This window comes from Streptomyces sp. NPDC088400 (assembly GCF_044753355.1).
GTDB lineage: Bacteria > Actinomycetota > Actinomycetes > Streptomycetales > Streptomycetaceae > Streptomyces.
On sequence record NZ_JBIVMZ010000008.1, the window covers coordinates 186,115 to 205,185 of the forward strand.

General features: G+C 69.7%; 22 protein-coding genes. 13 read left to right on the forward strand and 9 right to left on the reverse strand.

Features of this window, described 5'->3' with window-relative positions:
• Nucleotides 1–35: 35 nt before the first annotated feature.
• From ACIQD6_RS21405 to ACIQD6_RS21415, 3 genes are read right to left on the reverse strand one after another with little or no spacing between them, the layout of a single operon-like run.
• Nucleotides 36–557, reverse strand: a complete 522-nt coding sequence (locus ACIQD6_RS21405; protein ID WP_401884657.1) for an ATP-binding protein — start codon at nucleotides 555–557, stop codon at nucleotides 36–38.
• Between the two features lie 43 nt (nucleotides 558–600).
• Nucleotides 601–1,029: an NUDIX hydrolase gene (locus ACIQD6_RS21410; protein ID WP_401884658.1), complete on the reverse strand. Its 429-nt coding sequence runs from the start codon at nucleotides 1,027–1,029 to the stop codon at nucleotides 601–603.
• Nucleotides 1,026–1,685 (reverse strand): NUDIX hydrolase, encoded by a 660-nt coding sequence (locus ACIQD6_RS21415; RefSeq protein WP_401884659.1) that lies wholly within the window; start codon nucleotides 1,683–1,685, stop codon nucleotides 1,026–1,028. Before ACIQD6_RS21415 ends, ACIQD6_RS21410 begins: the two co-directional genes overlap by 4 nt.
• A 267-nt stretch (nucleotides 1,686–1,952) precedes the next feature.
• On the opposite strand from ACIQD6_RS21415, the gene ACIQD6_RS21420 reads away from it, so the two are divergent.
• From ACIQD6_RS21420 to ACIQD6_RS21440, 5 genes are all read left to right on the forward strand, one after another.
• On the forward strand, nucleotides 1,953–2,252 hold the full coding sequence (locus ACIQD6_RS21420; protein WP_401884661.1) for a hypothetical protein: 300 nt from the start codon (nucleotides 1,953–1,955) through the stop codon (nucleotides 2,250–2,252).
• A 151-nt stretch (nucleotides 2,253–2,403) separates the two neighbouring features.
• Nucleotides 2,404–2,679, forward strand: a complete 276-nt coding sequence (tgmA, locus tag ACIQD6_RS21425; RefSeq protein WP_401884662.1) for a putative ATP-grasp-modified RiPP — start codon at nucleotides 2,404–2,406, stop codon at nucleotides 2,677–2,679.
• The gene (tgmB, locus tag ACIQD6_RS21430; RefSeq protein ID WP_401884663.1) at nucleotides 2,679–3,644 is read left to right on the forward strand and encodes an ATP-grasp ribosomal peptide maturase; all 966 of its coding nucleotides are present in this window, start codon (nucleotides 2,679–2,681) and stop codon (nucleotides 3,642–3,644) included. Before tgmA ends, tgmB begins: the two co-directional genes overlap by 1 nt.
• Complete coding sequence (gene tgmC, locus ACIQD6_RS21435) at nucleotides 3,641–4,807, forward strand: ATP-grasp peptide maturase system methyltransferase (RefSeq protein WP_401884664.1); 1,167 nt, start codon at nucleotides 3,641–3,643, stop codon at nucleotides 4,805–4,807. Before tgmB ends, tgmC begins: the two co-directional genes overlap by 4 nt.
• Nucleotides 4,808–4,858: 51 nt before the next feature.
• A complete protein-coding gene (locus ACIQD6_RS21440; protein WP_401884665.1) occupies nucleotides 4,859–5,803 on the forward strand; it encodes a hypothetical protein in 945 nt (314 codons plus the stop codon).
• Nucleotides 5,804–5,827: 24 nt separating this feature from the next.
• On the opposite strand, the gene ACIQD6_RS21445 is transcribed toward ACIQD6_RS21440, so the two are convergent.
• From ACIQD6_RS21445 to ACIQD6_RS21455, 3 genes are all read right to left on the reverse strand, one after another.
• On the reverse strand, nucleotides 5,828–6,034 hold the full coding sequence (locus ACIQD6_RS21445) for a DUF397 domain-containing protein (RefSeq protein WP_401884666.1): 207 nt from the start codon (nucleotides 6,032–6,034) through the stop codon (nucleotides 5,828–5,830).
• Nucleotides 5,997–6,863: a Scr1 family TA system antitoxin-like transcriptional regulator gene (locus ACIQD6_RS21450; protein ID WP_401884668.1), complete on the reverse strand. Its 867-nt coding sequence runs from the start codon at nucleotides 6,861–6,863 to the stop codon at nucleotides 5,997–5,999. The genes ACIQD6_RS21445 and ACIQD6_RS21450 overlap by 38 nt, the downstream gene beginning before the upstream one ends.
• Before the next feature lie 499 nt (nucleotides 6,864–7,362).
• Nucleotides 7,363–8,337, reverse strand: a complete 975-nt coding sequence (locus ACIQD6_RS21455) for a DUF3027 domain-containing protein (RefSeq protein ID WP_401884669.1) — start codon at nucleotides 8,335–8,337, stop codon at nucleotides 7,363–7,365.
• 763 nt (nucleotides 8,338–9,100) lie between these two features.
• Between ACIQD6_RS21455 and ACIQD6_RS21460 the strand changes: the two genes are divergently transcribed.
• The 4 genes from ACIQD6_RS21460 to ACIQD6_RS21475 all read left to right on the forward strand — a co-directional run bounded on the left by ACIQD6_RS21460 (nucleotide 9,101) and on the right by ACIQD6_RS21475 (nucleotide 12,846).
• The gene (locus ACIQD6_RS21460; RefSeq protein WP_401884671.1) at nucleotides 9,101–10,447 is read left to right on the forward strand and encodes an MFS transporter; all 1,347 of its coding nucleotides are present in this window, start codon (nucleotides 9,101–9,103) and stop codon (nucleotides 10,445–10,447) included.
• A gap of 185 nt (nucleotides 10,448–10,632) precedes the next feature.
• The gene (locus ACIQD6_RS21465) at nucleotides 10,633–11,112 is read left to right on the forward strand and encodes a DUF2771 domain-containing protein (protein WP_401884672.1); all 480 of its coding nucleotides are present in this window, start codon (nucleotides 10,633–10,635) and stop codon (nucleotides 11,110–11,112) included.
• Between the two features lie 136 nt (nucleotides 11,113–11,248).
• Nucleotides 11,249–12,001, forward strand: coding sequence for a futalosine hydrolase (locus ACIQD6_RS21470; protein ID WP_401884673.1), 753 nt, complete (start codon nucleotides 11,249–11,251; stop codon nucleotides 11,999–12,001).
• Nucleotides 11,998–12,846, forward strand: coding sequence for a 1,4-dihydroxy-6-naphthoate synthase (locus ACIQD6_RS21475; protein ID WP_401884675.1), 849 nt, complete (start codon nucleotides 11,998–12,000; stop codon nucleotides 12,844–12,846). The genes ACIQD6_RS21470 and ACIQD6_RS21475 overlap by 4 nt, the downstream gene beginning before the upstream one ends.
• Nucleotides 12,847–12,923: 77 nt before the next feature.
• Here ACIQD6_RS21475 and ACIQD6_RS21480 read toward each other — a convergent pair whose 3' ends face one another.
• A complete protein-coding gene (locus ACIQD6_RS21480; protein WP_401884676.1) occupies nucleotides 12,924–13,307 on the reverse strand; it encodes a cold-shock protein in 384 nt (127 codons plus the stop codon).
• 334 nt (nucleotides 13,308–13,641) lie between these two features.
• Here ACIQD6_RS21480 and ACIQD6_RS21485 point away from each other — a divergent pair, with 334 nt between their 5' ends.
• Nucleotides 13,642–13,857 (forward strand): hypothetical protein, encoded by a 216-nt coding sequence (locus ACIQD6_RS21485; protein ID WP_401884989.1) that lies wholly within the window; start codon nucleotides 13,642–13,644, stop codon nucleotides 13,855–13,857.
• Nucleotides 13,858–13,906: 49 nt separating this feature from the next.
• On the opposite strand, the gene ACIQD6_RS21490 is transcribed toward ACIQD6_RS21485, so the two are convergent.
• Nucleotides 13,907–14,554 carry an HAD family hydrolase gene (locus tag ACIQD6_RS21490; RefSeq protein WP_401884678.1) on the reverse strand — a complete coding sequence of 216 codons (648 nt, stop codon included), beginning with the start codon at nucleotides 14,552–14,554 and terminating at the stop codon, nucleotides 13,907–13,909.
• 192 nt (nucleotides 14,555–14,746) lie between these two features.
• Here ACIQD6_RS21490 and ACIQD6_RS21495 point away from each other — a divergent pair, with 192 nt between their 5' ends.
• From ACIQD6_RS21495 to ACIQD6_RS21505, 3 genes are read left to right on the forward strand one after another with little or no spacing between them, the layout of a single operon-like run.
• Nucleotides 14,747–15,736 (forward strand): FecCD family ABC transporter permease, encoded by a 990-nt coding sequence (locus ACIQD6_RS21495; protein ID WP_401884680.1) that lies wholly within the window; start codon nucleotides 14,747–14,749, stop codon nucleotides 15,734–15,736.
• Nucleotides 15,733–16,836, forward strand: a complete 1,104-nt coding sequence (locus tag ACIQD6_RS21500; protein WP_401884681.1) for a FecCD family ABC transporter permease — start codon at nucleotides 15,733–15,735, stop codon at nucleotides 16,834–16,836. Before ACIQD6_RS21495 ends, ACIQD6_RS21500 begins: the two co-directional genes overlap by 4 nt.
• The gene (locus ACIQD6_RS21505) at nucleotides 16,833–17,693 is read left to right on the forward strand and encodes an ABC transporter ATP-binding protein (protein ID WP_401884683.1); all 861 of its coding nucleotides are present in this window, start codon (nucleotides 16,833–16,835) and stop codon (nucleotides 17,691–17,693) included. The genes ACIQD6_RS21500 and ACIQD6_RS21505 overlap by 4 nt, the downstream gene beginning before the upstream one ends.
• A 106-nt stretch (nucleotides 17,694–17,799) precedes the next feature.
• Here the strand turns inward: ACIQD6_RS21505 and ACIQD6_RS21510 are convergent, their stop codons facing one another.
• Nucleotides 17,800–18,999: a hypothetical protein gene (locus ACIQD6_RS21510; RefSeq protein ID WP_401884684.1), complete on the reverse strand. Its 1,200-nt coding sequence runs from the start codon at nucleotides 18,997–18,999 to the stop codon at nucleotides 17,800–17,802.
• Nucleotides 19,000–19,071: the final 72 nt, after the last annotated feature.

Below are 19,071 nucleotides of genomic sequence, written 5' to 3' on the forward strand. Positions count from 1 at the left end.
AGACTTCCGACCTGTTGTCACATGGCGGGCGGACCTCAGCTCCTGACGGCCTCTGCGATCCGCAGGGCGGCCTGTGCGGGCGTGAGGTGCGTGGTGTCGACGACCTCGGCCTCGCCATGCAGCCACGTGCGGGCCGCCTCGGCATAGGGCTCAAGGTACTTGAGCCGGAATGGGGAGGGGCCGAGATCAGTGTCCCCCTCAATGCGCCCGCGAAGGGTGTCCTGGTCGGCGTGGAGGACGAAGTGCCGTACCGGAATGGCGTGGTGGGCGAGGCCCGTGCTGATCTCGCGCCAGTACTGCTCGACCAGAACGGTCATGGGCATCACCAGAGTGCCGCCGGTGTAGTCGAGTACGCGACGGGCGGTCTCGACGACGAGCGGCCGCCACGGCGGCCAGTCCTGGAAGTTGCCCGTCCAGGGCAGCCCCGGCGTGATGTCCATGAGCGTCTCGCCGACCTTCTCGGCATCGAACACCCGTGAATCCGGAATCAGCTGCTGCACGAGCGCGCTGGTCGTCGTCTTGCCCGCGCCGTGAGTGCCGTTGAGCCATACGATCATGGGGCCCCACGCTAGCGCCGTACGGGCCGCGGGAGCCCAGCTCCTAATGCTGCGGGCGCCGCTTGCCGAGCGCGTCGTCGAGATACGTCTGAACCGGCTCGAAGAGTCCGTACGGGACGAACCCGGGGATATCGGCGAGCGCCACCCAGGCCAGTTCGGCCAGTTCATTGGCGTCGGCCACATAGGCGGTCCCGGACACCACCGTGCAGGCGGCGTACGACATGCGCCGCCCCGTCTTGGGGTGCACCCGCGCACCGAGAGACCCGACCACCTCCACCGTCAGGCCGACCTCTTCCCGCGTCTCACGTACAGCCGCCTGTTCGGGGGTCTCACCCACCTCGATCTCACCGGCGGGGAACTGCCAGGAGAGCTGCCCCTCTTTCACCCTGCGCCGCACCAACAGGACACGGTTCTCGTGGACCACGATCGCAGCGGCGATACCCGGCCGTTCCGCTGCCGTCGGCTCGGTCATACGTCTTCCTCCAGCGCTGCCAGAATCGGCGGATAGATCTTTTCGGTGGTGATGAAGCGAGCCACCGCGCTCTTCGGTGCCCACGTCACATCAACGTTCTCCACGATGTCCTTGTTCACCGCCTCCCCGGCCAGGTACTGACACAGAAAGTACACACACTGCACCCAGGTCACCGGGTGGAGACGCTCGCCGAGGCCCCGTCGGACGCCACAGTGCACGCCGGTCTCGTCCAGGGTCTCCCTGACCACCGTGCTCTCGGGTCTGACACCGGGCTTGATGACGCCTGCGGGGAACTGCCAGGTGATCCCGGACTCGTCGTCGCGGCGGCAGACCAGAAGCACGTTGTCGTCATGGACGACAACAGCAATTGCGACGCGTAAGGCCTGAGGAAGCGGGACCGAGACTGCTGCGCTCTCCCGGCCTGCTTCGGCAGTCATCATCGCGAAGCGTTGACGAACGGCAGTCGGAGCGTCCTCGTATAAGGAGTCGAGGAGTTGTTGCATCTCACTGCGGGGTACGACGTCAGGAGCTGAGTGCCAAGTGGCGACCGTGCGGGACGAGATACCCAGCCGGTCGGCGAAGGACTCGTTGGTCATCCGGAGAGCAGCTTGGAGTTTGCACGCGCGGTGACCGGTCCAGACGTCGACTACTTCCATCACAGCCCTCACGTGTGGCGACGAGAACACGCACGATCGATGTCTCTCATCCGCAAGCTTGTTGCACCGTCACTTCATGGCCAGGAACGCCGAAGGCCAGTTCACTCTTAGATGTGCAACCCGAGCATGTTAGCTCATACCCCTTTAAAATCAGGCAAGTTGCATGATCCCTCCCTGGTCGACGACGGGACATGGGGGGGCGACGCCACTGCTGGGACCGTCGCCGTGCTGAGCACATCCGAGCACAGCGTTATGAGGAAGGGCATCATGGCCAGCCAAATCCACATCGCTTCTGTCCAGGAACTGGAGTCGGGCTTCCAACAGGTACTGGCGACCAACCGGTGGGCAGCGGCAGAGAGCGCCTACGCACTGGCTGCCCGGTACCGGGACGTCGGCGCTTGGGAGAAGTCTCGTGAATGGGTGCGACAGTGCCTCCTGCTCCTCGAAGGCTTCCCCTCGGAAACCGAGGGCCAGGTGGCCACCATTCATACCTCCCTCGGCGGCGTCGACCTGCCGAACTACCTCCATGAGGGCATCGTGCGCGCCCGCTTCGGCGAACTCGCCTGACACCAAGATTCCGCAGCGGCGAGGCCTTACCGGGATGCGGGTAGCCATCCCGGCCGATCGCCCAGCCGACGGCGGAGCCCGATCCGTGACGACGGACGGGCAGCTACCGTGCCCAGCCGGGCCGGGACCGACAAGAGAAAGGGGGCTCGGCATGGCCGCGGCCACCGAGACCGCCACGTCCGCTACGCGCCTCACTGCCCGCCCTTGGGGAGCCACCCGACTCGCGCCGTATCCGACCACTGTCCGGCGCCCGCACTCGACGGTAACCGTTGATCCTGTCACGCAGGTCGGCGTGTTCCGCGACCGGTACGGCCAGGTGGTCGAGATGGGCAAGCACGGCACCAGCTCCGGCACTGAGACCTCCACAACCACGAATTCGGACTCGCAGAACGACCAGGGCCACGACCAGGACAGCCAGCGGGACTGATGTCGGCGACCGAGGAACGACCGGTATTGGTGGCCACCGAGGCGGACGATGTCACCGCCGACATGGTGATCACCGAACTCAACCGGCGAAACGTGCCGGTGGTCAGACTCAACCCCGCCGACATCGGTGCGGGACTGACCGTCTCGGCTCGGTTCGGCACCTGCCCGGCCCCGGTGGCCGGGCAGGTACGTACGCTGTCGAGAACTGTCGACCTGGCCCAACTGCGCGCGGTGTACTGGCGCCGCCCCACCTGGCCCGCCTTCCAAAACTTGGGCGATGACGATGCACGCTTCGCTGCCGCGCAGGTCCGTTACGGGCTTGGGGGCACTCTTTACGCCCTCGACAGTCCACTGTGGGTCAATCACCCACTCCGCAACGCAGCCGCCGATTACAAGCCTGCTCAACTCGCCCTCGCCCAACGGCTCGGCCTCACCGTGCCGCCAACGCTCGTGACCAACGATCCGGGTGAGGCGCGCGAATTCATCACCGTCCACGGTCAGGTGATCTACAAGACGCTGCGGTGGACCCCGTACGAACGAAACGGAATTCCGGTTACGGGGTGGGCGGACCCGGTCACTGCCGCGGAGATTGATGACAGCGTGCGCGTGACACCGCACCTGTTTCAGGCTCGTGTGGACAAGGTCGCCGACGTGCGGGTGCTGGTGGTCGGCCGGCGAACGTTCACCGTACGGATCGACTCCGGGTTGCTGGACTGGCGCAAGGACTACTCCGCCCTCTCCTACGCCGTAGTAGATCTGCCCGACCACATGGACAAGGCGCTCCTTGCCTACCTGGGCCACTTTGGGCTGGTGTCCGGGAGCTTTGATCTCTCCGTGGACCAGGCGGGGGACTACTGGTGGCTGGAGCTGAACCCGAACGGCCAATGGGGGTGGCTGGAGGAGAAGACCGGACTGAAGATGTCCGCCGCATTTGCTGACCTGCTGACGCAAGGAGACACCCCATGATCGATACCGCGCCCGAGCGGCGTGCCCTCGCCGACCGGCTCGAGAAAGCCGGCGCCCTCACCACTCCCCAGTGGCGTGCCGCGGTGGAGGCCGTTCCGCGCGAGCTGTTCCTGAACCCCGGTGTGTTCCTGCCCACGGACGGCGGCCGGTGGCAGCCGGTCACGGCAGTCGGAGCCGACCCGGCCGAATGGGCACGGATCGCTTACAGCGACCGGTCTCTGACCACTCAGCTCGACGGACACCTGACCGCCGATCAAGCCGACGGTCTCGTGACAGGCGTGCCCACGTCGTCGTCCACTACTCCGGTCACCGTGGTCGGCATGCTCGAGAATCTGGATCTGGAAGACGGGCACCGGTTGCTGGAGATCGGCACGGGCACCGGTTACTCCTCGGCACTGATGTGCCACCGCCTCGGCGAAGACAACGTGACAACGGTCGAGGTCGACCCGGAGGTGGCGGCACGCGCGGACGCCGCGCTGGAAACGGCCGGTTTCTCGACGTGGACCGTGACTGGGGACGGGCTCCTCGGTCACCCGCCCCGCGCCCTGTACGACCGGGTGATCGCCACCTGTGCCGTCCGCCGCATCCCCCACGCCTGGATTCGGCAGACGAAGCCGGGCGGCATCATCCTGGCCACCATCGGCTCCTGGCCCTACGGCACCGGCCTCGCGAAGGTTACCGTCGGCGAGGACGGTACTGCCGAGGGCCGGATCATCGGTCGCTCCTCGTTCATGCAGGCGCGATCTCAGACCGCGGTACCAGTATCCGGGGATCTGTCCGCCCGCACGGCCTACGCCGACAGCGAGCGGGCAACGAAGGTGCCGCCCACGATTCTGAAGGAGTGGATGCCCGCCTTCCTCTCCCAGCTCGCCGCACCCGGCGCGCAGTTCGTCCGCGCCACGACGAGCGACGGCAGTCAACTCCTGTACGTCTTCGACTCCGACCGCGAATCCTTCGCCGAATTCACCGCTGCCGGCGCTGACTGGACCGTCCGCCAAGGCGGCCCGGCAGCCCTGTGGGACGACATCGAGCAGGCTCTCATCGCATGGCAAGACGCGGGAAGCCTCGATATCAGCGCCGTGCGGCTCCATATCACCAACGAGTCCCACGCCTATTGGATCGAGGGCAACCCGTCACTGCGCTGGGAACACCGTCTCACCTGAACGCCATCATCAGCAGTCTCCCCTGAGGGAGACGGAGGGGGGAAGGATTCAATGGAGTCGCAGGGCCGGTCTCATCAACGACACGAGCGGATCGACATCATTGCCGCCTGGAGCCAGTCCGGGATCTTGGAGGAGCGCCGACGTCTGCCCATCGAGGAGCAGTTCGCCGAGCGGGTGGCGCGCACGCAATCTCGGTTCTTCGTCCCCCTTCCGATGAATTACTCGGACGACCTCTGGTACAACACTCAGGTTTCCTTTCTCATGGAAGCCTTCGACGCTTTGCCTCGACGGCCTGATATCGCCTTCGATTCGGTATGGAAAGTGCTCGAAAAGTCCTCAGGCGCATGGTTGCCCGCCCGTGCGAACGGACGGGTCAATATCACGGAAGCGCTAGGTAACTTGAGTGCCGAACCGCTGCTGTCCGGCCCCATCGCGGAAACGGTGCTCGGTAACGTTCCCAGTCAGACCTGTGCGTTCCTCTTCAAGCGTCTCGTCACCCGGGAGCCGGCCGCGAGTAGCGACAAGGCCCGTCAGAGATTGCTGCAAGGTTACGGCGCCGGAGATCCTTTACCCGCCGAGCTCAAGGGCTTCCTCACTCTTGTCGAGGGAAAATATGCCGACCCGGCCCCCGAGACGGCTCGCCGCGGAGCCATGCTGCTCCGTCGGGCACTGTCCGGGGACACTCTGGATATCGCAGGGACTCTGGTTACTCTCTCCTTCCCTGCCCGGCTGCGAATCCTGCTGTGCGGCCTCCTTTACACTGCCCGGAACGAGCGATTTCACGGAGAGTCCTTCTCCCCCTTCTACAGCAGTGCGGCCACCATCAAGACTTACACACACCCGCATTACCTGTTCCTGGCGGCTTACGCTCTGATGCATCTCACCTGGGTGCACAGCGGTCGCTCTCACGCTCTGGCGTTGGACGCCATCGAGGAGAACACTGTCACCAATTTCCTCGAAGCCCGAAAGGTCTATGCCCACCATTGGACCGGCTGACATGCCGTGATCCTTGCCCGAGGATCAAACCGCCCGGAAGCCACCGGCACCGACCACCGTGACGAACGTCTGCCACGCTGCCGGTTCGAAGCGCAGCCGGGGGCCCACCTGGTTCTTGGAGTCTCGGACTGTGCCGGGGTTCGCGTCATCCACCTCGACACACAGTCCACCGTCGTTGTTGCTGTAGGAGCTCTTACGCCACCGGGCTGTCTGCTGTGGGTCCGGATACATCCCGCTCGTACTCCTTCATCACCGCTCTGATCATCCCCCGGGAGTCCTCGGGTGACAGGGCGCACGCCCTGAGCAGATCGTACGACTCGCGCCGCTCGGCTACCGCGTCCGGATCGTCAATAAGCGTTCCATTACGGCTGCCTTCCAGCCACACCATCGTCGGAGTGTCCGGGATGGTGAAGAGCATCAAGGTGCCGCCCATCTCCGCGTGGTCGCCCGACGCGAACGGCAGTACCTGCACGGTGATGTGTGACTGCGTGGACTGCTCGATGATCGAGGCGAGTTGAGTGCGCATCATGCGGTGGTCGCCGACCCGGCGGCGCAGCACGGCTTCGTCCAGGATGAACCAGTAACGGGCCGGAGTTTCACTCCGTAGCTTCTTCTGTCGCTCCAACCGACCCTGGAGCATCCGCTCGATCTCGCCTTCCGGCGTGTGCGGGTGTCCCGTTCGCAGGGAGCGCAGGGCGAATTCGGTGGTCTGGAGCAGGCCCGGCACGGTCGCGCACGCGTATTCCTCGTACACCCTTGCCTGCGCTTCGAGTTCGGTTGCCCGGCGGTACTTACCCGGGAAGGACTCGCGCCTGGCCACCTCGTACAACCGCGCGAAATGACGGTCCGTCTCGAAGAGCAGATCAAGCTTCGGCGGCAGGTCCGGGTACGGCAGGAACTCCGCCGTCTCGATCCGCGCCAAGTGGCTCTTGCTGTACTTCAGTACGGCGGCCAGCCGGACGAGAGACAGGCCCGAAGCCTCCCGGTACCGGCGAACGTCCGCGCCGAAAAGATCACGGACAGATCGCTCCGGGTGGAGTTCATGCGGCTGGAATTTCATCGGCGAGCTCCTCCGCGTCCCCATCGAACTCGCGGGACGGCACTCGGCTTCAAACCGCCTCTCCGCAGAGCGACGATGACGTCACGGGGAGTGAAATCTAGCGAAAGCCGAAGAGGATGGGAACCCAATGGCGCCAACTCGCCACAAACCTGGGCGAATTGAGCGGAACCGTCGACTGCCGGATGGCGCCCGCCGGCGGGAGGGGGTCGGGGTCGCAGGAGGTGCGTGTCCGGAACGTAAAGCGTGATTTGTGGCGCACACCGACCCGCACCCAGGCACGAAACCCGCACGCGCCGTAAATCATGCAGTGCAGGACATGTACCTCCGGAGGCCCCGGGCCCCGCACCCACCACCGGGCCGTACCCGCACCCCGAACCCCCGCCGGACGGCGCACCGCACGGCACAACCGCCCCCGCCACACGGCGCACCGCACCCCCCGCCGGACGGCGACCCGGCCCGAGCCCAAAACGGCCCAAGACCATGGCCCCCAGCCGGGAGGCTACGAGTGGCCCAGGTCCTCCGACTCGTCCGCCGCCCCCGTCAGCACCGACCCGCTGTCCCGCGGCGGTCGCAGCGGGAACGCGTCCGTCGCCATCGAGTCGTGCACCGGCTGCGCCGGGCGCGGAGGCTTCGGCATGACCGCCGCCTCCGAGTGGCCCCCGCAGCCGTACGCCAGCGAGACGACGTGACCGTCCGCCGGGGAGAACTCGTTCGCGCAGACGCCGAAGGCCTGCCGCAGCGAGCCCGCCAGGGGCATCAGGAAGCCGCAGGAGACGCAGGGGGCGGGCGCCGCCTGTGCCATCGGGGTCTTCGGGCCGAAGGACTCTTCCCAGCGGTCGGCCGCCGCGTGCAGGCCGTACCGCGACAGGACCCGCGCCCGGCGCATGCCGAGTTCTTCCGCGACCGACGTGATCGTGCCGCGTGCGACCGTGATGTCCGCCGAGGTGTCCGCACCGTCCAGCAGCTCGTCGGCGACCACGTCCACCGGCGACTCCGCGAGAGCCGCCGCGGCCACTCCCGGCTCGCCCGGCTCCTCGTCCAGCCCGGCCTCCACCAGCGCCGAGTCCGGCGGCGGCTCGTCCTCGCCGGTGTAGCCGGGCTCCAGGCGCAGATCCTCCGCCTCGGTGGGCAGCAGGTCGCCGGGCCCCATGTCTCCGGGCCGCAGCCGCTCGCTCCAGGGCACCCATTCGGGGGCCTGCAGCGCGTCCGGGCCGGGCAGCAGGACGGTCTCGTCCAGCGTGACGTTCTTCGCGCGGGATGCCCGCGCGACCGTCACCGCCCAGCGCCAGCCCCGGTAGCCGGGCTCTTTGCACTCGAAGAAGTGGGTGACGACCCGGTCCCCGTCAGCCACCGCCGAGACATGTTCCCCGACGACCCCGGGGGCGGCCGCCTCTTCGGCGGCCGACCTGGCGAGGTCTACCGCCTCGGCGCACAGGCGGTCAGGGATTCGGCTTCGCGTCGTCGCAGCACTCACAGGTCTCGCTTCTCTCCTACGCCGTCTCACGGGTGCGCCGGCCGATTCGCGATGTACGAGCCGAGGGCGGAGCGGACCTGAGGGCCGCATCGACGTCCACGCCCGATCTCTCCTCGGGCACACCCAACCGTTATCCATTCTGCGGGATCACGAAGAGGCGCGCGGCCGAGAACAACCGCCGGTGGCGCGCTACGCACGCTACCCTCTCTGCCGCCCCCCGCCCACCTGCACGTCGCCTTTCCGGTACTTCGGGCCACACCGCAACAAGGCCGTAACCCTGTGAGGGGCGGCCAGGACCCGGTGCGGGGCGGTCAGGATCCGGCGGTGAGGGGCCAAGGTCACATTCGGGCCTCCGGGAAGACTTCCGGGCGCGTCCGGAAATTCAACGGCGCCGACGGACCGGCGCACGCCGGGGCGGCCACGTACCGGTCGACCGCACGAGGCCGCACCCCGCCGCACCAGGCCACGTCACGCCGCACCGGGCCACGCCCCGCCGCACCCGGCCACGCCGCACCCGGCCACGCCCCGCCGCCGCTGACCGGTTCGTACTCCCCCTGGCCCTTCTCGTGGTCCCCTTCCGGCCCCATTTCCCCGTCCTTTTCCCGGTAGCGCCCGCAGCTTCCCGGTGAACGGCTCCCGCCCGGCCCGCGCCCCGCCCCGGGCCTCCCCGTGCCCCGCCCCGGGGCCTCCGTCGTGGCACCGGCACGGCCCTGTCATCCGACTGATCGGTTCGCGGCGCCGCTCCCTGGGGCACTATGACGAGGTGGCAGCCGCAAGGTCGTCCGACCCCGCCGGCCCGCTCCGCAGGACCGGGCGGGCCATCCGTCATGTGCTGAGCCTCCCGTTCACGGGCACCGCGAAGGGCATCCGCAAGGCCACCCACGCGCACGGCGCGGGCGAGTCGGGGCTCGGCAAGCTGATCGAGCTGCACGCCGTGAACGGCGCGGGCGACGTCATGATCACCGTCGCGCTCGCCTCGACCGTGTTCTTCTCCGTACCGACGGACGAGGCACGCGGCCGCGTCGCGCTCTACCTCGCCGTCACGATGGCCCCCTTCGCCCTGCTCGCGCCCGTCATCGGCCCGCTGCTCGACCGTCTGCCGCACGGCCGCCGCGCGGCCATGGCCGGTGCCATGCTGGTCCGCGCGGTACTCGCGCTCGCGATCTCGGGCGCGGTGTCCACCGGCGGCCTGGAGCTCTATCCGGCGGCGCTCGGCGTGCTCGTCGCGTCGAAGGCGTACGGCGTGGTCCGCAGCGCGGTCGTGCCGCGTCTGCTGCCGCCCCGCTTCTCTCTCGTACGGGCCAACTCCCGCGTCACGCTCGCCGGACTGGTCGCCACGGGCGTCGCGGCCCCGGTCGGCGCGGGGCTGCACCAGATCGGCCCCCAGTGGCCGCTGTACGGGGCGTGCGTGATCTTCCTCGCCGGTACGTTCCTGGCCTTCACGCTGCCGCCCACGGTGGATTCGGCCAAGGGCGAGCGCAAGGCGCACCTGGTCACGCACGGGGAGAAGCGGCCCAGTCTGCGTACGGTCGGCCCGTCGGTCCTGCACGGCCTCCAGGCGAACGCGGCGCATCGCGCGCTCTCCGGCTTCCTGATCTTCTTCCTCGCCTTCCTGCTGCGCGAGCATCCGCTCGCCGGCCAGAACGCGGCCTTCTCGCTCGGCATCGTGGCCGTCGCGGCCGGTACGGGCAACGCGCTGGGCACCGCCGTCGGTGCCTGGCTCAAGGCCCGGGGCCCCGAACTGATCATCGTCACCGTGCTGGCCATCGCGCTCGGCACCGCGGTCTTCGCCGCGCTGTTCTTCGGCGGCGTGATGATGGCCGCGCTGTGCGCGGTCGCCGGACTCACGCAGGCGCTGTCGAAGCTGTCCCTGGACGCGGTGATCCAGCGGGACGTACCGGAGCAGGTACGGACGTCGGCCTTCGCGCGCTCCGAGACGCTGCTCCAGATGTCGTGGGTGGTGGGCGGCGCGATCGGGATCGCGCTGCCGCTCAACGGCGTGCTGGGCATGTCCACCGCCGCGTGCATCCTCGCGCTCGGCGGACTGGTGTCAGGACGAGGCCTGCTGAGCGCGGCCCGACGCGGCACGGCGCACGCCCGCGTGGCGTAGGGGCCGTACGGAAGTGCCCGCGCATGCCCACGAGTGCGGTACGGAAGTGCCCGCGTGTGCCCACGAGTCCGGCAGCCGTCCGCGGCCTCGCGAACCGCCCTCCGCCCGCCCCTCGTCGCGGGCGTGCCCGCGGCTCGCCGTACCCCCTCGTGGCGTGAGCGCGGGCGACCGATAGCCTTCGCCCCATGACCGTTGCGTTCTTCTCTGGTAGGGCCCGTCGGGTCGGCGCCGTCCTCGGTGCCACGTCCGCCGGACTCCTCGTCCTCGCCGCTTGTGACAAGCCGACGCCGCTCGCGACCGTGACGGTCGGCGACAAGTCGGTGAACACGCAGGCCACCTGCTACAACGACGGTAAGGCGATCAAGGAAGCCGATTACCAGCCCTGCCTGAACAAGAAGGCGGAGAAGAAGATCGAGATCTCCATGGACGACAAGGTCCGCTTCGGCGTGGACCCGGAGATCGCCGAGAAGGGCTGGACCCTCTTCATCAACGGCCAGCAGGCCGAGCAGGAGCCGTACAAGAAGACGTACCGGACCATCCCGGGCAGCGCCTTCTTCACCAGCCAGACCGGCCAGAGCACGAACGACACCCAGGTCAGCCTCGTCGAGGCCAACGGCAAGAAGCTCACCGGCATCTGGCACTTCGAGTTCAAGAAGACTTCCTGACCGAACCACACGCGAAGATCCGCACCGGACCTTCGCACAGCGAACTGAACCAACCCGGCCCGGTGACCGCGTCACCGAGCGATCCGAGTGATCCGAACGATCCGAATGGCCGGGCGCCCCTGGGAGGCTCTCCGCCATGCGTGTGCTCGTAGTGACAGCGGTGGCAGCGGAGGCGAAGGCCGTCACCGCGGGCATCACCCGGTACGCCGCCAGCGGTACCCGGGAGCTGACCGGCGGGTACGAGGTGGCGGGCTTCGCGCAGTTCGTGCCCCGGCCCGGTTCCGTGCAGATACCGGTACTGGACGTCCTGGCGGGCGGGGTCGGCCCGACGGCGGCCGCGGTCGCCACGGCCACCGCGCTGGCGGCCTCTCCGTACGACCCTCCGTACCACCTGGTCGTCTCGGCCGGTATCGCCGGCGGCTTCCCGCCCCACGCCCCGCTCGGCTCGCTCGTCGTGTCGGACGCGATCATCGCCGCCGACCTGGGCGCCGAGACTCCCGACGGTCATCTGCCGGTCGAGGAACTGGGTTTCGGCCGCAGCGTCCACCATCCGCCGGCGCGGCTGACGGCCCGTATGGCGGAGGTCCTGAACGCCGACCCGCTCACCTCGGCGGTCCTCGCGCCCGTCCTCACCCTCTCCACCGTGACCGGCACCGCAACCCGCGCCGCCGCGCTGGCCGCGCGCCATCCGCGTGCCGCCGCCGAGGCGATGGAGGGATTCGGTGTCGCGGAGGCGGCCGCCGCCCACTCCGTACCGTGCGTCGAGATCCGGGCGATCTCCAACGCCGTCGGCCCGCGTGACCGTGGCTCGTGGCAGATCGGCCCGGCGCTGGACTCGCTGCGGCACGCGTTCACGCTGCTCACCCCAGTCTTCGAGGAGCCGTCATGACCCCGCAGCCGCTTCAGATCGCCTTCTCGCCCTGCCCGAACGACACGTTCGTCTTCGACGCCTGGGTGCACGGCCGGGTCACCGGCGCGCCCGATCTCGATGTCACCTTCGCGGACATCGACATCACCAACGGCATGGCGGAACGCGGTGAGTTCGACGTACTGAAGGTCTCGTACGCCGTGCTGCCCTGGGTCCTCGACGAGTACACCCTGCTGCCGTGCGGCGGCGCGCTCGGCCGCAGCTGCGGCCCGCTCGTACTGTCGAAGGAGCCGGGCGCGGACCTGACCGGGAAGACCGTCGCCGTACCGAGCGAACGTTCCACGGCGTATCTGCTCTTCCGGCTGTGGGCGGCGGACGTCGTCCCCGGCGGGGTGGGCGAGGTCGTCGTGCTGCCGTTCCACGAGATCATGCCCGCGGTACGGGACGGCAAGGTGGACGCCGGACTCGTCATCCACGAGGCGCGCTTCACCTATCAGAATTACGGGCTGCACTGCCTCGCCGACATGGGTGAGCACTGGGAGGCCACGACGGGCCTGCCGATCCCGCTGGGCGCGATCATCGCGAAGCGCTCGCTGGGCACCGAGAAGCTCCAGCTGCTGGCCGAGTCGATCCGCAGGTCGGTCCGGATGGCCTGGGACGATCCGGAAACATCACGCCCGTACGTCCTGGCGCACTCGCAGGAGATGGACCCGGCGGTGGCGGACCAGCACATCGGCCTGTACGTCAACGAGTTCACGGCGGACCTGGGCGACGACGGCTACGCGGCGGTCCGCGGGCTCCTCACGCGCGCGGCGGCCGAGGGGCTCGTACCGCCCCTCGGCCACGACGCGCTGCGTTTCGTCTGAGCGGAGCGCCTGTCACACGTCCGGGGAGTGCGCCTCACACGTCCGGAGAGCGCGCCTCACACGTCCAGGGAGTGCGCTCACACGTCCAGTTGGTCCGCGACCGCCCGCAACAGGCCCGCGATCTTCGCGCCGTGCACCTTGTCGGGGTACCGTCCGCGCTCCAGCATCGGGGTGATGTTCTCCAGCAGCGTCGTCAAGTCCTGGACGATCGAGGCCAGTTCGTCGGGCTTACGGCGCTGGGACGCCGCGACCGAGGGCGTCGGGTCGAGGACCGTCACCGAGAGCGCCTGGTCGCCGCGTTGACCCGCGACGACGCCGAACTCCACGCGCTGGCCTGGCTTGAGCGCGTCGACTCCGGACGGGAGGACCGACGAGTGCACGAAGACGTCGCCGCCGTCGTCACGGGAGAGAAAGCCGAAGCCCTTCTCGCTGTTGAACCACTTGACCTTGCCGGTAGGCACGTCTGTCCTCGTCCTCGTACTCGTTGGGGCGCCGACGCTCGTTGGGGCGACCGGCGCGCACAGAAAACGGCTCTGGATAGCACTACAGCGGGTCGATCGACCCGCCATCTCCAAGGCTAATGGTCCAGGGGCTGGTGACAAGACGTTGCCGTACGGTTCCTGTCTGCTGCTGTCCGCAGGGAACTACCCTGGTGAGGTGACTGCTACTCCTGCACCCCGTGCGACGGACCGAGCGAACGACCCAGTGACCGACCCCGTGACCGGCCGGGCGGCGGACCGCGCGCCCGGCCGCGCGAACGGCCGGGCGGCCGATGAGGGCGGGCCCGGCGACGGGTTGGTCCGTATCGGCGCGATCGTCTTCATCGTCGGCGCCGTGGCCACTCTGGTCACTGTCGCCCCGCTGTTCCTGGGCACGGAACCGTTCCCCACGCTCGCGTACGCCGTCTCCATGCTGATGGGAGTGGGGTTCCTGATCGCGGGCGCGGGTGTCCTGCGGTCGATCGCCGCGCAGCGCAGGCAGGCCAAGTCGGGGGCTGCCACGGCTGCTTAGGGCTGCCACGGCCGCTTGGGCCGACAGGCCCATCGTGCCGGCGAACCCGTCACGCCAACGCGTCCCGGCGGCCCGCCGCATAGCTCTCCAGCCAGGCCGGGAACGCCGTCAGGTCCGGCAGGATCACATTCGCCCCGGCCGCGCGCAGTTCCTCCTCGTCGCACGGCCCCGTCGGTACGGCGACGGAGAGCGCCTGAGCCGTGTGCGCCCCGCGCACATCGCCGACGTGGTCGCCCACGTACACCGAAGCGCCGTACTCGCGCAGCGCCTCGCCCTTCGCCTCGGCCCACAGCGAGCCGACGACCACGTCCGGCTCCATACCGAGGTGGCTCAGGTGGAGCTTGGCGTTCGGCTCGTGCTTGGCGGTGACCACCAGCGCCCGGCCACCGAGCCTCTGGACGGCGGCGACGGCCTCGCGGGCGCCGGGCAGGGGGTGCGTCGGGATGATCGCGAATGTGGGATATATCTCCCGGTAACGCTCGGCCATGTCCGCGATCCGGTCCTCGGGGAACCAGTGCGCCAGCTCCTGTTCGAGCGGCGGGCCCAGCCGGCCGACCGCGAGATCGGCATCGATGGGGACGCCTGTCTCGGCGGAGAGCGCCCGGTAGGCGGCCTGAACCCCGGGCCGTGAGTCGATCAGGGTCATGTCGAGGTCGAAGCCGACCGTGGGCGCGGAGCGATCCGTAGGAGAAACCATGGGGCCATTGTGGCTGGGCCATTGCGGCTACTGATGTCCGGAACCAGGCGCTTAAACTTAGCCAATCCTAACCGCCCACGATCTCCCGCCTGATTGGTGCCGATGCCAGCCGCCGCCCCCACGACCCGTAGCGCGAGAAGCACCAGAGGCCCGGGAAGCACCGGAAGTACGAGAAGCCCCAAGGGCGTCCTGGTGGCCCGTCGTGTCGGCTGGGTGGTGGCCGGTGTCGTCGCCGTACTGCTCGCGGTGCTGCTGAGCCTCGCGGTCGGGGCGCGCGCCGTCGCTCCGTCCGCCGTCGTGGACGCCCTGCTGCACGGCGGGCACAGCGACGACGCCGAGGTCGTCCGCGACCTGCGCGTGCCGCGCACGCTGATCGGTCTGATGGTCGGTGCCGCGCTCGCCCTCGCGGGCACCGCGCTCCAGGGCATCACCCGTAATCCGATCGCCGACCCCGGCATCCTCGGCATCAGCCAGGGCGCCTCCGTCGGTGTCGTCCTGTCCATCGCCTTCGCCGGGGTGCACACCCTCACCGGGTACGTCTGGTACGCGTTCGCCGGCGCGGGTCTCGCCTCGGTGGCGGTGTACGCGATCGCCGCGCGCGGGCGCGGCGGCGCGACCCCCGTCAAACTCGCCCTCGGCGGCGCCGCGATCAACGCGCTGCTGGTGTCGGTGACGATGGCGGTGCTGACGACGGACGCGGCGACCATGGACGAGTTCCGCTTCTGGCAGGTCGGTTCGATCGCGGGCCGGGATGGCCAAGTGGCCGGTCAGGTCTGGCCGTTCCTGCTGGTCGGCACCGTGCTGGTGGTCTCCGTCGCCCGGGGTCTGGACGCGCTGGCGCTCGGCGAGGACGTGGCGAAGGGGCTGGGCCAGAACATCGCGGCCGTACGGATCCTGGGCGGCCTCGGCGCGACCGTACTGACCGGGGTGGGTGTCGCTGCGGCCGGTCCGATCGCCTTCGTCGGCCTGGCCGTTCCGCACATCGCCCGCGCGATCGTCGGCTCCGACCACCGCTGGGTGCTGCCGATGGCCGCGCTGATCGGGCCGGTCATGCTGCTCGTCTCCGATGTCGTCGGCCGGATCGTCTTTCCGCCCGGCGAGGTTCCGGCGGGTGTGATGACGGCGCTGATCGGGGTGCCGTTCCTGGTCACCCTCGTACGCCGGAAGGCGGTACCGGCATGACGACGGTCTCCGAGGCTCCCGTGTCCCGGCGGCCCGAGCGCGTGAGGCCCGCGGGGTACGCGCGCGTACGGCTGGGGCGCGGCTCCTTCCTGCTGCACCGGCGGGCGGCCGTCGTGGCGGTCGCGCTCACCGTCCTGCTGGCCGGGGTGAGCGTGGCGTATCTGAGCGTGGGCGAGAGTTTCATACCACCGTCCGAGGTCGTGAGGGTCCTGAGCGGGCAGCCGTCGCCGGACGAACTCGTCGTCGGCACACTGCGGTTGCCGCGCATGGTGGTCGGGCTGCTGGTGGGTCTGGCGTTCGGTGTCGCGGGCGCGCTGATCCAGACGGTCGCCCGTAACCCGCTCGCCAGCCCGGACATCATCGGCATCAGCCAGGGCGCGGGCGCGCTCACGGTCGGTGCGATGACGTTCGGCGTCACCTCGTTCGCCGTACTGCCGTACCTGTCCGTCGCCGGCGGTGTGCTGGCGGCGGCGCTGGTGTACGTCTTCGCCTGGCGCGGCGGGCTGCACGCCACCCGCTTCGTCCTCATCGGTATCGGGTTCGCGATCGCGCTGCGGTCCGTCACCACGCTGTTCCTGACGAAGGGCGACTATCTGGTCGCGCAGCAGGCGCAGGTGTGGATGACGGGCTCGCTCAACGGCCGCGGCTGGGACGAGGCCGCCCCGCTCGGCTGGCTGCTGGTGGCGCTGCTGCCCGCGGCACTGTGGGCGGCGTACGCGCAGCGGACGGTCTCGATGGACGACGACACGGCGACCGCGCTGGGGGTACCGCTCGGGCGCGTACGGCTCGGTCTGGTGCTGCTCGGCGTGGTGCTGGCCTCCGTCGCGACGGGCGCGGCCGGGCCGGTGGACTTCGTGGCGCTGCTGGCGCCGCAGATCGCGCGGCGGATGACCCGTACCGCGCAGATCCCGCTGCTGTGCTCGGCGTTGCTGGGCGCGGTGATCGTCGTGTTCGCCGATCTGCTGGCGCGCAGGCTGCTGTCGCCGACGGAGCTGCCGGTGGGGGTGCTGACGGCGGCGGTGGGCGCCCCGTATCTGATCTGGCTGATCGTCCGCGGCCGTACGGGCCGTCCGGGACGTACCGCAGGAGGCAACGCATGAGCAGGCTCACCGCGCGGGAACTGACGCTCGCGTACGACGACCACACGGTCGTCCACGAACTGGACCTGGCCGTCCCCGACGGGCGGGTGACCGTGATCGTCGGCCCGAACGCCTGCGGCAAGTCGACGACCCTGCGCGCGCTGGGCCGGCTGCTCAGGCCGAAGGGCGGGTCGGTGCTGCTGGACGGCGCCGAGCTGGCGAGGATCCCGACGAAGCGGATCGCGCGGTCGATCGGCCTGCTGCCGCAGTCACCGGCCGCCCCGGAGGCGATCACGGTCGCGGACCTCGTCTCGCGTGGCCGCCAGCCGCACCAGCGCTGGTGGCAGCAGTGGTCGGACGAGGACGAGCGCGCGGTGACGGACGCGATGACCCGTACGGACGTGACCGAGCTCGCCGACCGGCCGGTGGACGAACTGTCCGGCGGCCAGCGCCAGCGCGTCTGGATCGCGATGGCACTGGCGCAGGAGACCGACCTGCTGCTCCTGGACGAACCGACGACCTTCCTGGACATCGCCCACCAGGTGGAGGTCCTGGACCTGGTCCGCCGCCTCAACCACGAACAGGGCCGTACGGTCGTGATCGTCCTCCACGACCTGAACCAGGCGGCGCGTTACGCGGACCACCTGGTGGCGATGAAGGCGGGCCGCATCGTGGCGGAGGGACATCCGTCGGAGGTGGTGACGGCGGAGCTGGTACGTGAGGTGTTCGGCCTGGAGTCGGTGGTGGTCCCGGACCCGGTGACGGGATCGCCGCTGGTGGTGCCGGGGGCGCCGTACCGGCCGGGGGCGTTGGAGGCGGGGACATCGGCGGCGGGGACATCGGCGGCGGGGGCCGAGGACCGACGGGTCGAGCCGTAGCCGGGGCCCATCGATCCCTCGCGCGGGCCATACCGCGTAGCCCCTCTCTCGTACCGGCAGTCCCGTGACGCGGGCATTCCGGTACGAGAGACGGGCTCCCGTCCCGTTACCCCGCTCGTCTGCGGCGCGAGCGCCACACCAGGTAGAGCGCCGAGGTCACCGCCGCCGTGCGGAGCACCACCGGCCAGAGACCCGACAGGGCGTCCGCCATGCCGTCCTTGGGGATGGCCTCGCCCCAACGGCCGTCCAGACGGCCCCACAACCAGACCAGGCCACCGGCGGCCGAGACCCCGGGCAGCCCGAAGACCGCCCATTTCGACTCGGCCGCGGAGAGGGTGCGGGAGGCGTACGCGAGGAGCCAGCCGCCGCCCAGGGCCAGCCAGGAGCCGATGACGGCACCGACGACGAGCAGCGCGGCGGCCAGCAGTAGGAATGGGTTGGCCAGGCCGCCCGGCGCGGCCTTCTCTTTCTCTTTCTCCTTCGCAGCGCTACGGCGTGCGAGAGCGCGGCGCCACAGGGCGCGTCGCTTCTCGCTGTCCTTCGGGGCCCCTTCCACGACGGCCTCGGCCGCCTCCGGCATCTTCTCGGCGCCCTCCGGATCGTCCTCCGGCGGCGGTTTGAGTATCGCGGGGATCTCCACCCCGCCCACGAACCCCCGGGCGCCCGTGGCCGTGTCGGTCGGCATGCCGAGTGGGCCCGGTTCGATCCGCCACCAGTCGGGCTGGCCGCCGGAGCCGGTGGACGGGCCCAGTTCGTCCATCCCGGCCAGGTGGGGCGGCGAGGCGGCGGGCAGGGACGGGAACGACGGCGGCGCCGACGCCTGCTCCGGGATCAGAGACCCGTTGGATCCGCCGGACCCGCCGGACCCCCTGGCCGACTTGGGTTCCTTGGCCGCCTTGGGTTCCTTGGCCGCCTTGGGCCGCTTGGGCTCCCTGGGGCCCTTCATCCACCGCGTCCGCTGTGCCGGTACGCCCGGCCCCGGGGGCTCCGGAGCCGCGGGGGCCTGCGGCGACGCCGCACCCGTACCTCTGTCCGCGACCGCACCGGCGTCCGCGCCCGCACCCGTATCGCCGTCACTCCGGGGCGAAGCCGCCTGGACCACCTCGTCCGGCGACCCCAGCTGTCCCAGAATGCGGCGCACGGACGCCGGGTCGTCGCCGCCGGACTTCCCGCGTTGTCTGTCGATCTCGTTCCGCAGCGTCGAGACCAGCCGCATCCGGTCCCCGGACGGCAGATGTTGCTGCTGGGCCACGTCACCGACACGGCTCAGATAGTCGTAAACGAGCTGGTCGCTCTCGATCCCCACACGGTCCTCCGCACCCACGCGTACTACGGCACCCGCAGGCGATGGTGTCGGAGTCATCCCCCTACGTCCAGT

Bases quoted from the DNA above. Each gene is read 5' to 3' on its own strand.
- ACIQD6_RS21405 (WP_401884657.1), bottom strand. From the start codon at position 557: ATGATCGTATGGCTCAACGGCACTCACGGCGCGGGCAAGACGACGACC.
- ACIQD6_RS21410 (WP_401884658.1), bottom strand. From the start codon at position 1,029: ATGACCGAGCCGACGGCAGCGGAACGGCCGGGTATCGCCGCTGCGATC.
- ACIQD6_RS21415 (WP_401884659.1), bottom strand. From the start codon at position 1,685: ATGGAAGTAGTCGACGTCTGGACCGGTCACCGCGCGTGCAAACTCCAA.
- ACIQD6_RS21420 (WP_401884661.1), top strand. From the start codon at position 1,953: ATGGCCAGCCAAATCCACATCGCTTCTGTCCAGGAACTGGAGTCGGGC.
- tgmA (WP_401884662.1), top strand. From the start codon at position 2,404: ATGGCCGCGGCCACCGAGACCGCCACGTCCGCTACGCGCCTCACTGCC.
- tgmB (WP_401884663.1), top strand. From the start codon at position 2,679: ATGTCGGCGACCGAGGAACGACCGGTATTGGTGGCCACCGAGGCGGAC.
- tgmC (WP_401884664.1), top strand. From the start codon at position 3,641: ATGATCGATACCGCGCCCGAGCGGCGTGCCCTCGCCGACCGGCTCGAG.
- ACIQD6_RS21440 (WP_401884665.1), top strand. From the start codon at position 4,859: ATGGAGTCGCAGGGCCGGTCTCATCAACGACACGAGCGGATCGACATC.
- ACIQD6_RS21445 (WP_401884666.1), bottom strand. From the start codon at position 6,034: ATGTATCCGGACCCACAGCAGACAGCCCGGTGGCGTAAGAGCTCCTAC.
- ACIQD6_RS21450 (WP_401884668.1), bottom strand. From the start codon at position 6,863: ATGAAATTCCAGCCGCATGAACTCCACCCGGAGCGATCTGTCCGTGAT.
- ACIQD6_RS21465 (WP_401884672.1), top strand. From the start codon at position 10,633: ATGACCGTTGCGTTCTTCTCTGGTAGGGCCCGTCGGGTCGGCGCCGTC.
- ACIQD6_RS21470 (WP_401884673.1), top strand. From the start codon at position 11,249: ATGCGTGTGCTCGTAGTGACAGCGGTGGCAGCGGAGGCGAAGGCCGTC.
- ACIQD6_RS21475 (WP_401884675.1), top strand. From the start codon at position 11,998: ATGACCCCGCAGCCGCTTCAGATCGCCTTCTCGCCCTGCCCGAACGAC.
- ACIQD6_RS21490 (WP_401884678.1), bottom strand. From the start codon at position 14,554: ATGGTTTCTCCTACGGATCGCTCCGCGCCCACGGTCGGCTTCGACCTC.
- ACIQD6_RS21500 (WP_401884681.1), top strand. From the start codon at position 15,733: ATGACGACGGTCTCCGAGGCTCCCGTGTCCCGGCGGCCCGAGCGCGTG.
- ACIQD6_RS21505 (WP_401884683.1), top strand. From the start codon at position 16,833: ATGAGCAGGCTCACCGCGCGGGAACTGACGCTCGCGTACGACGACCAC.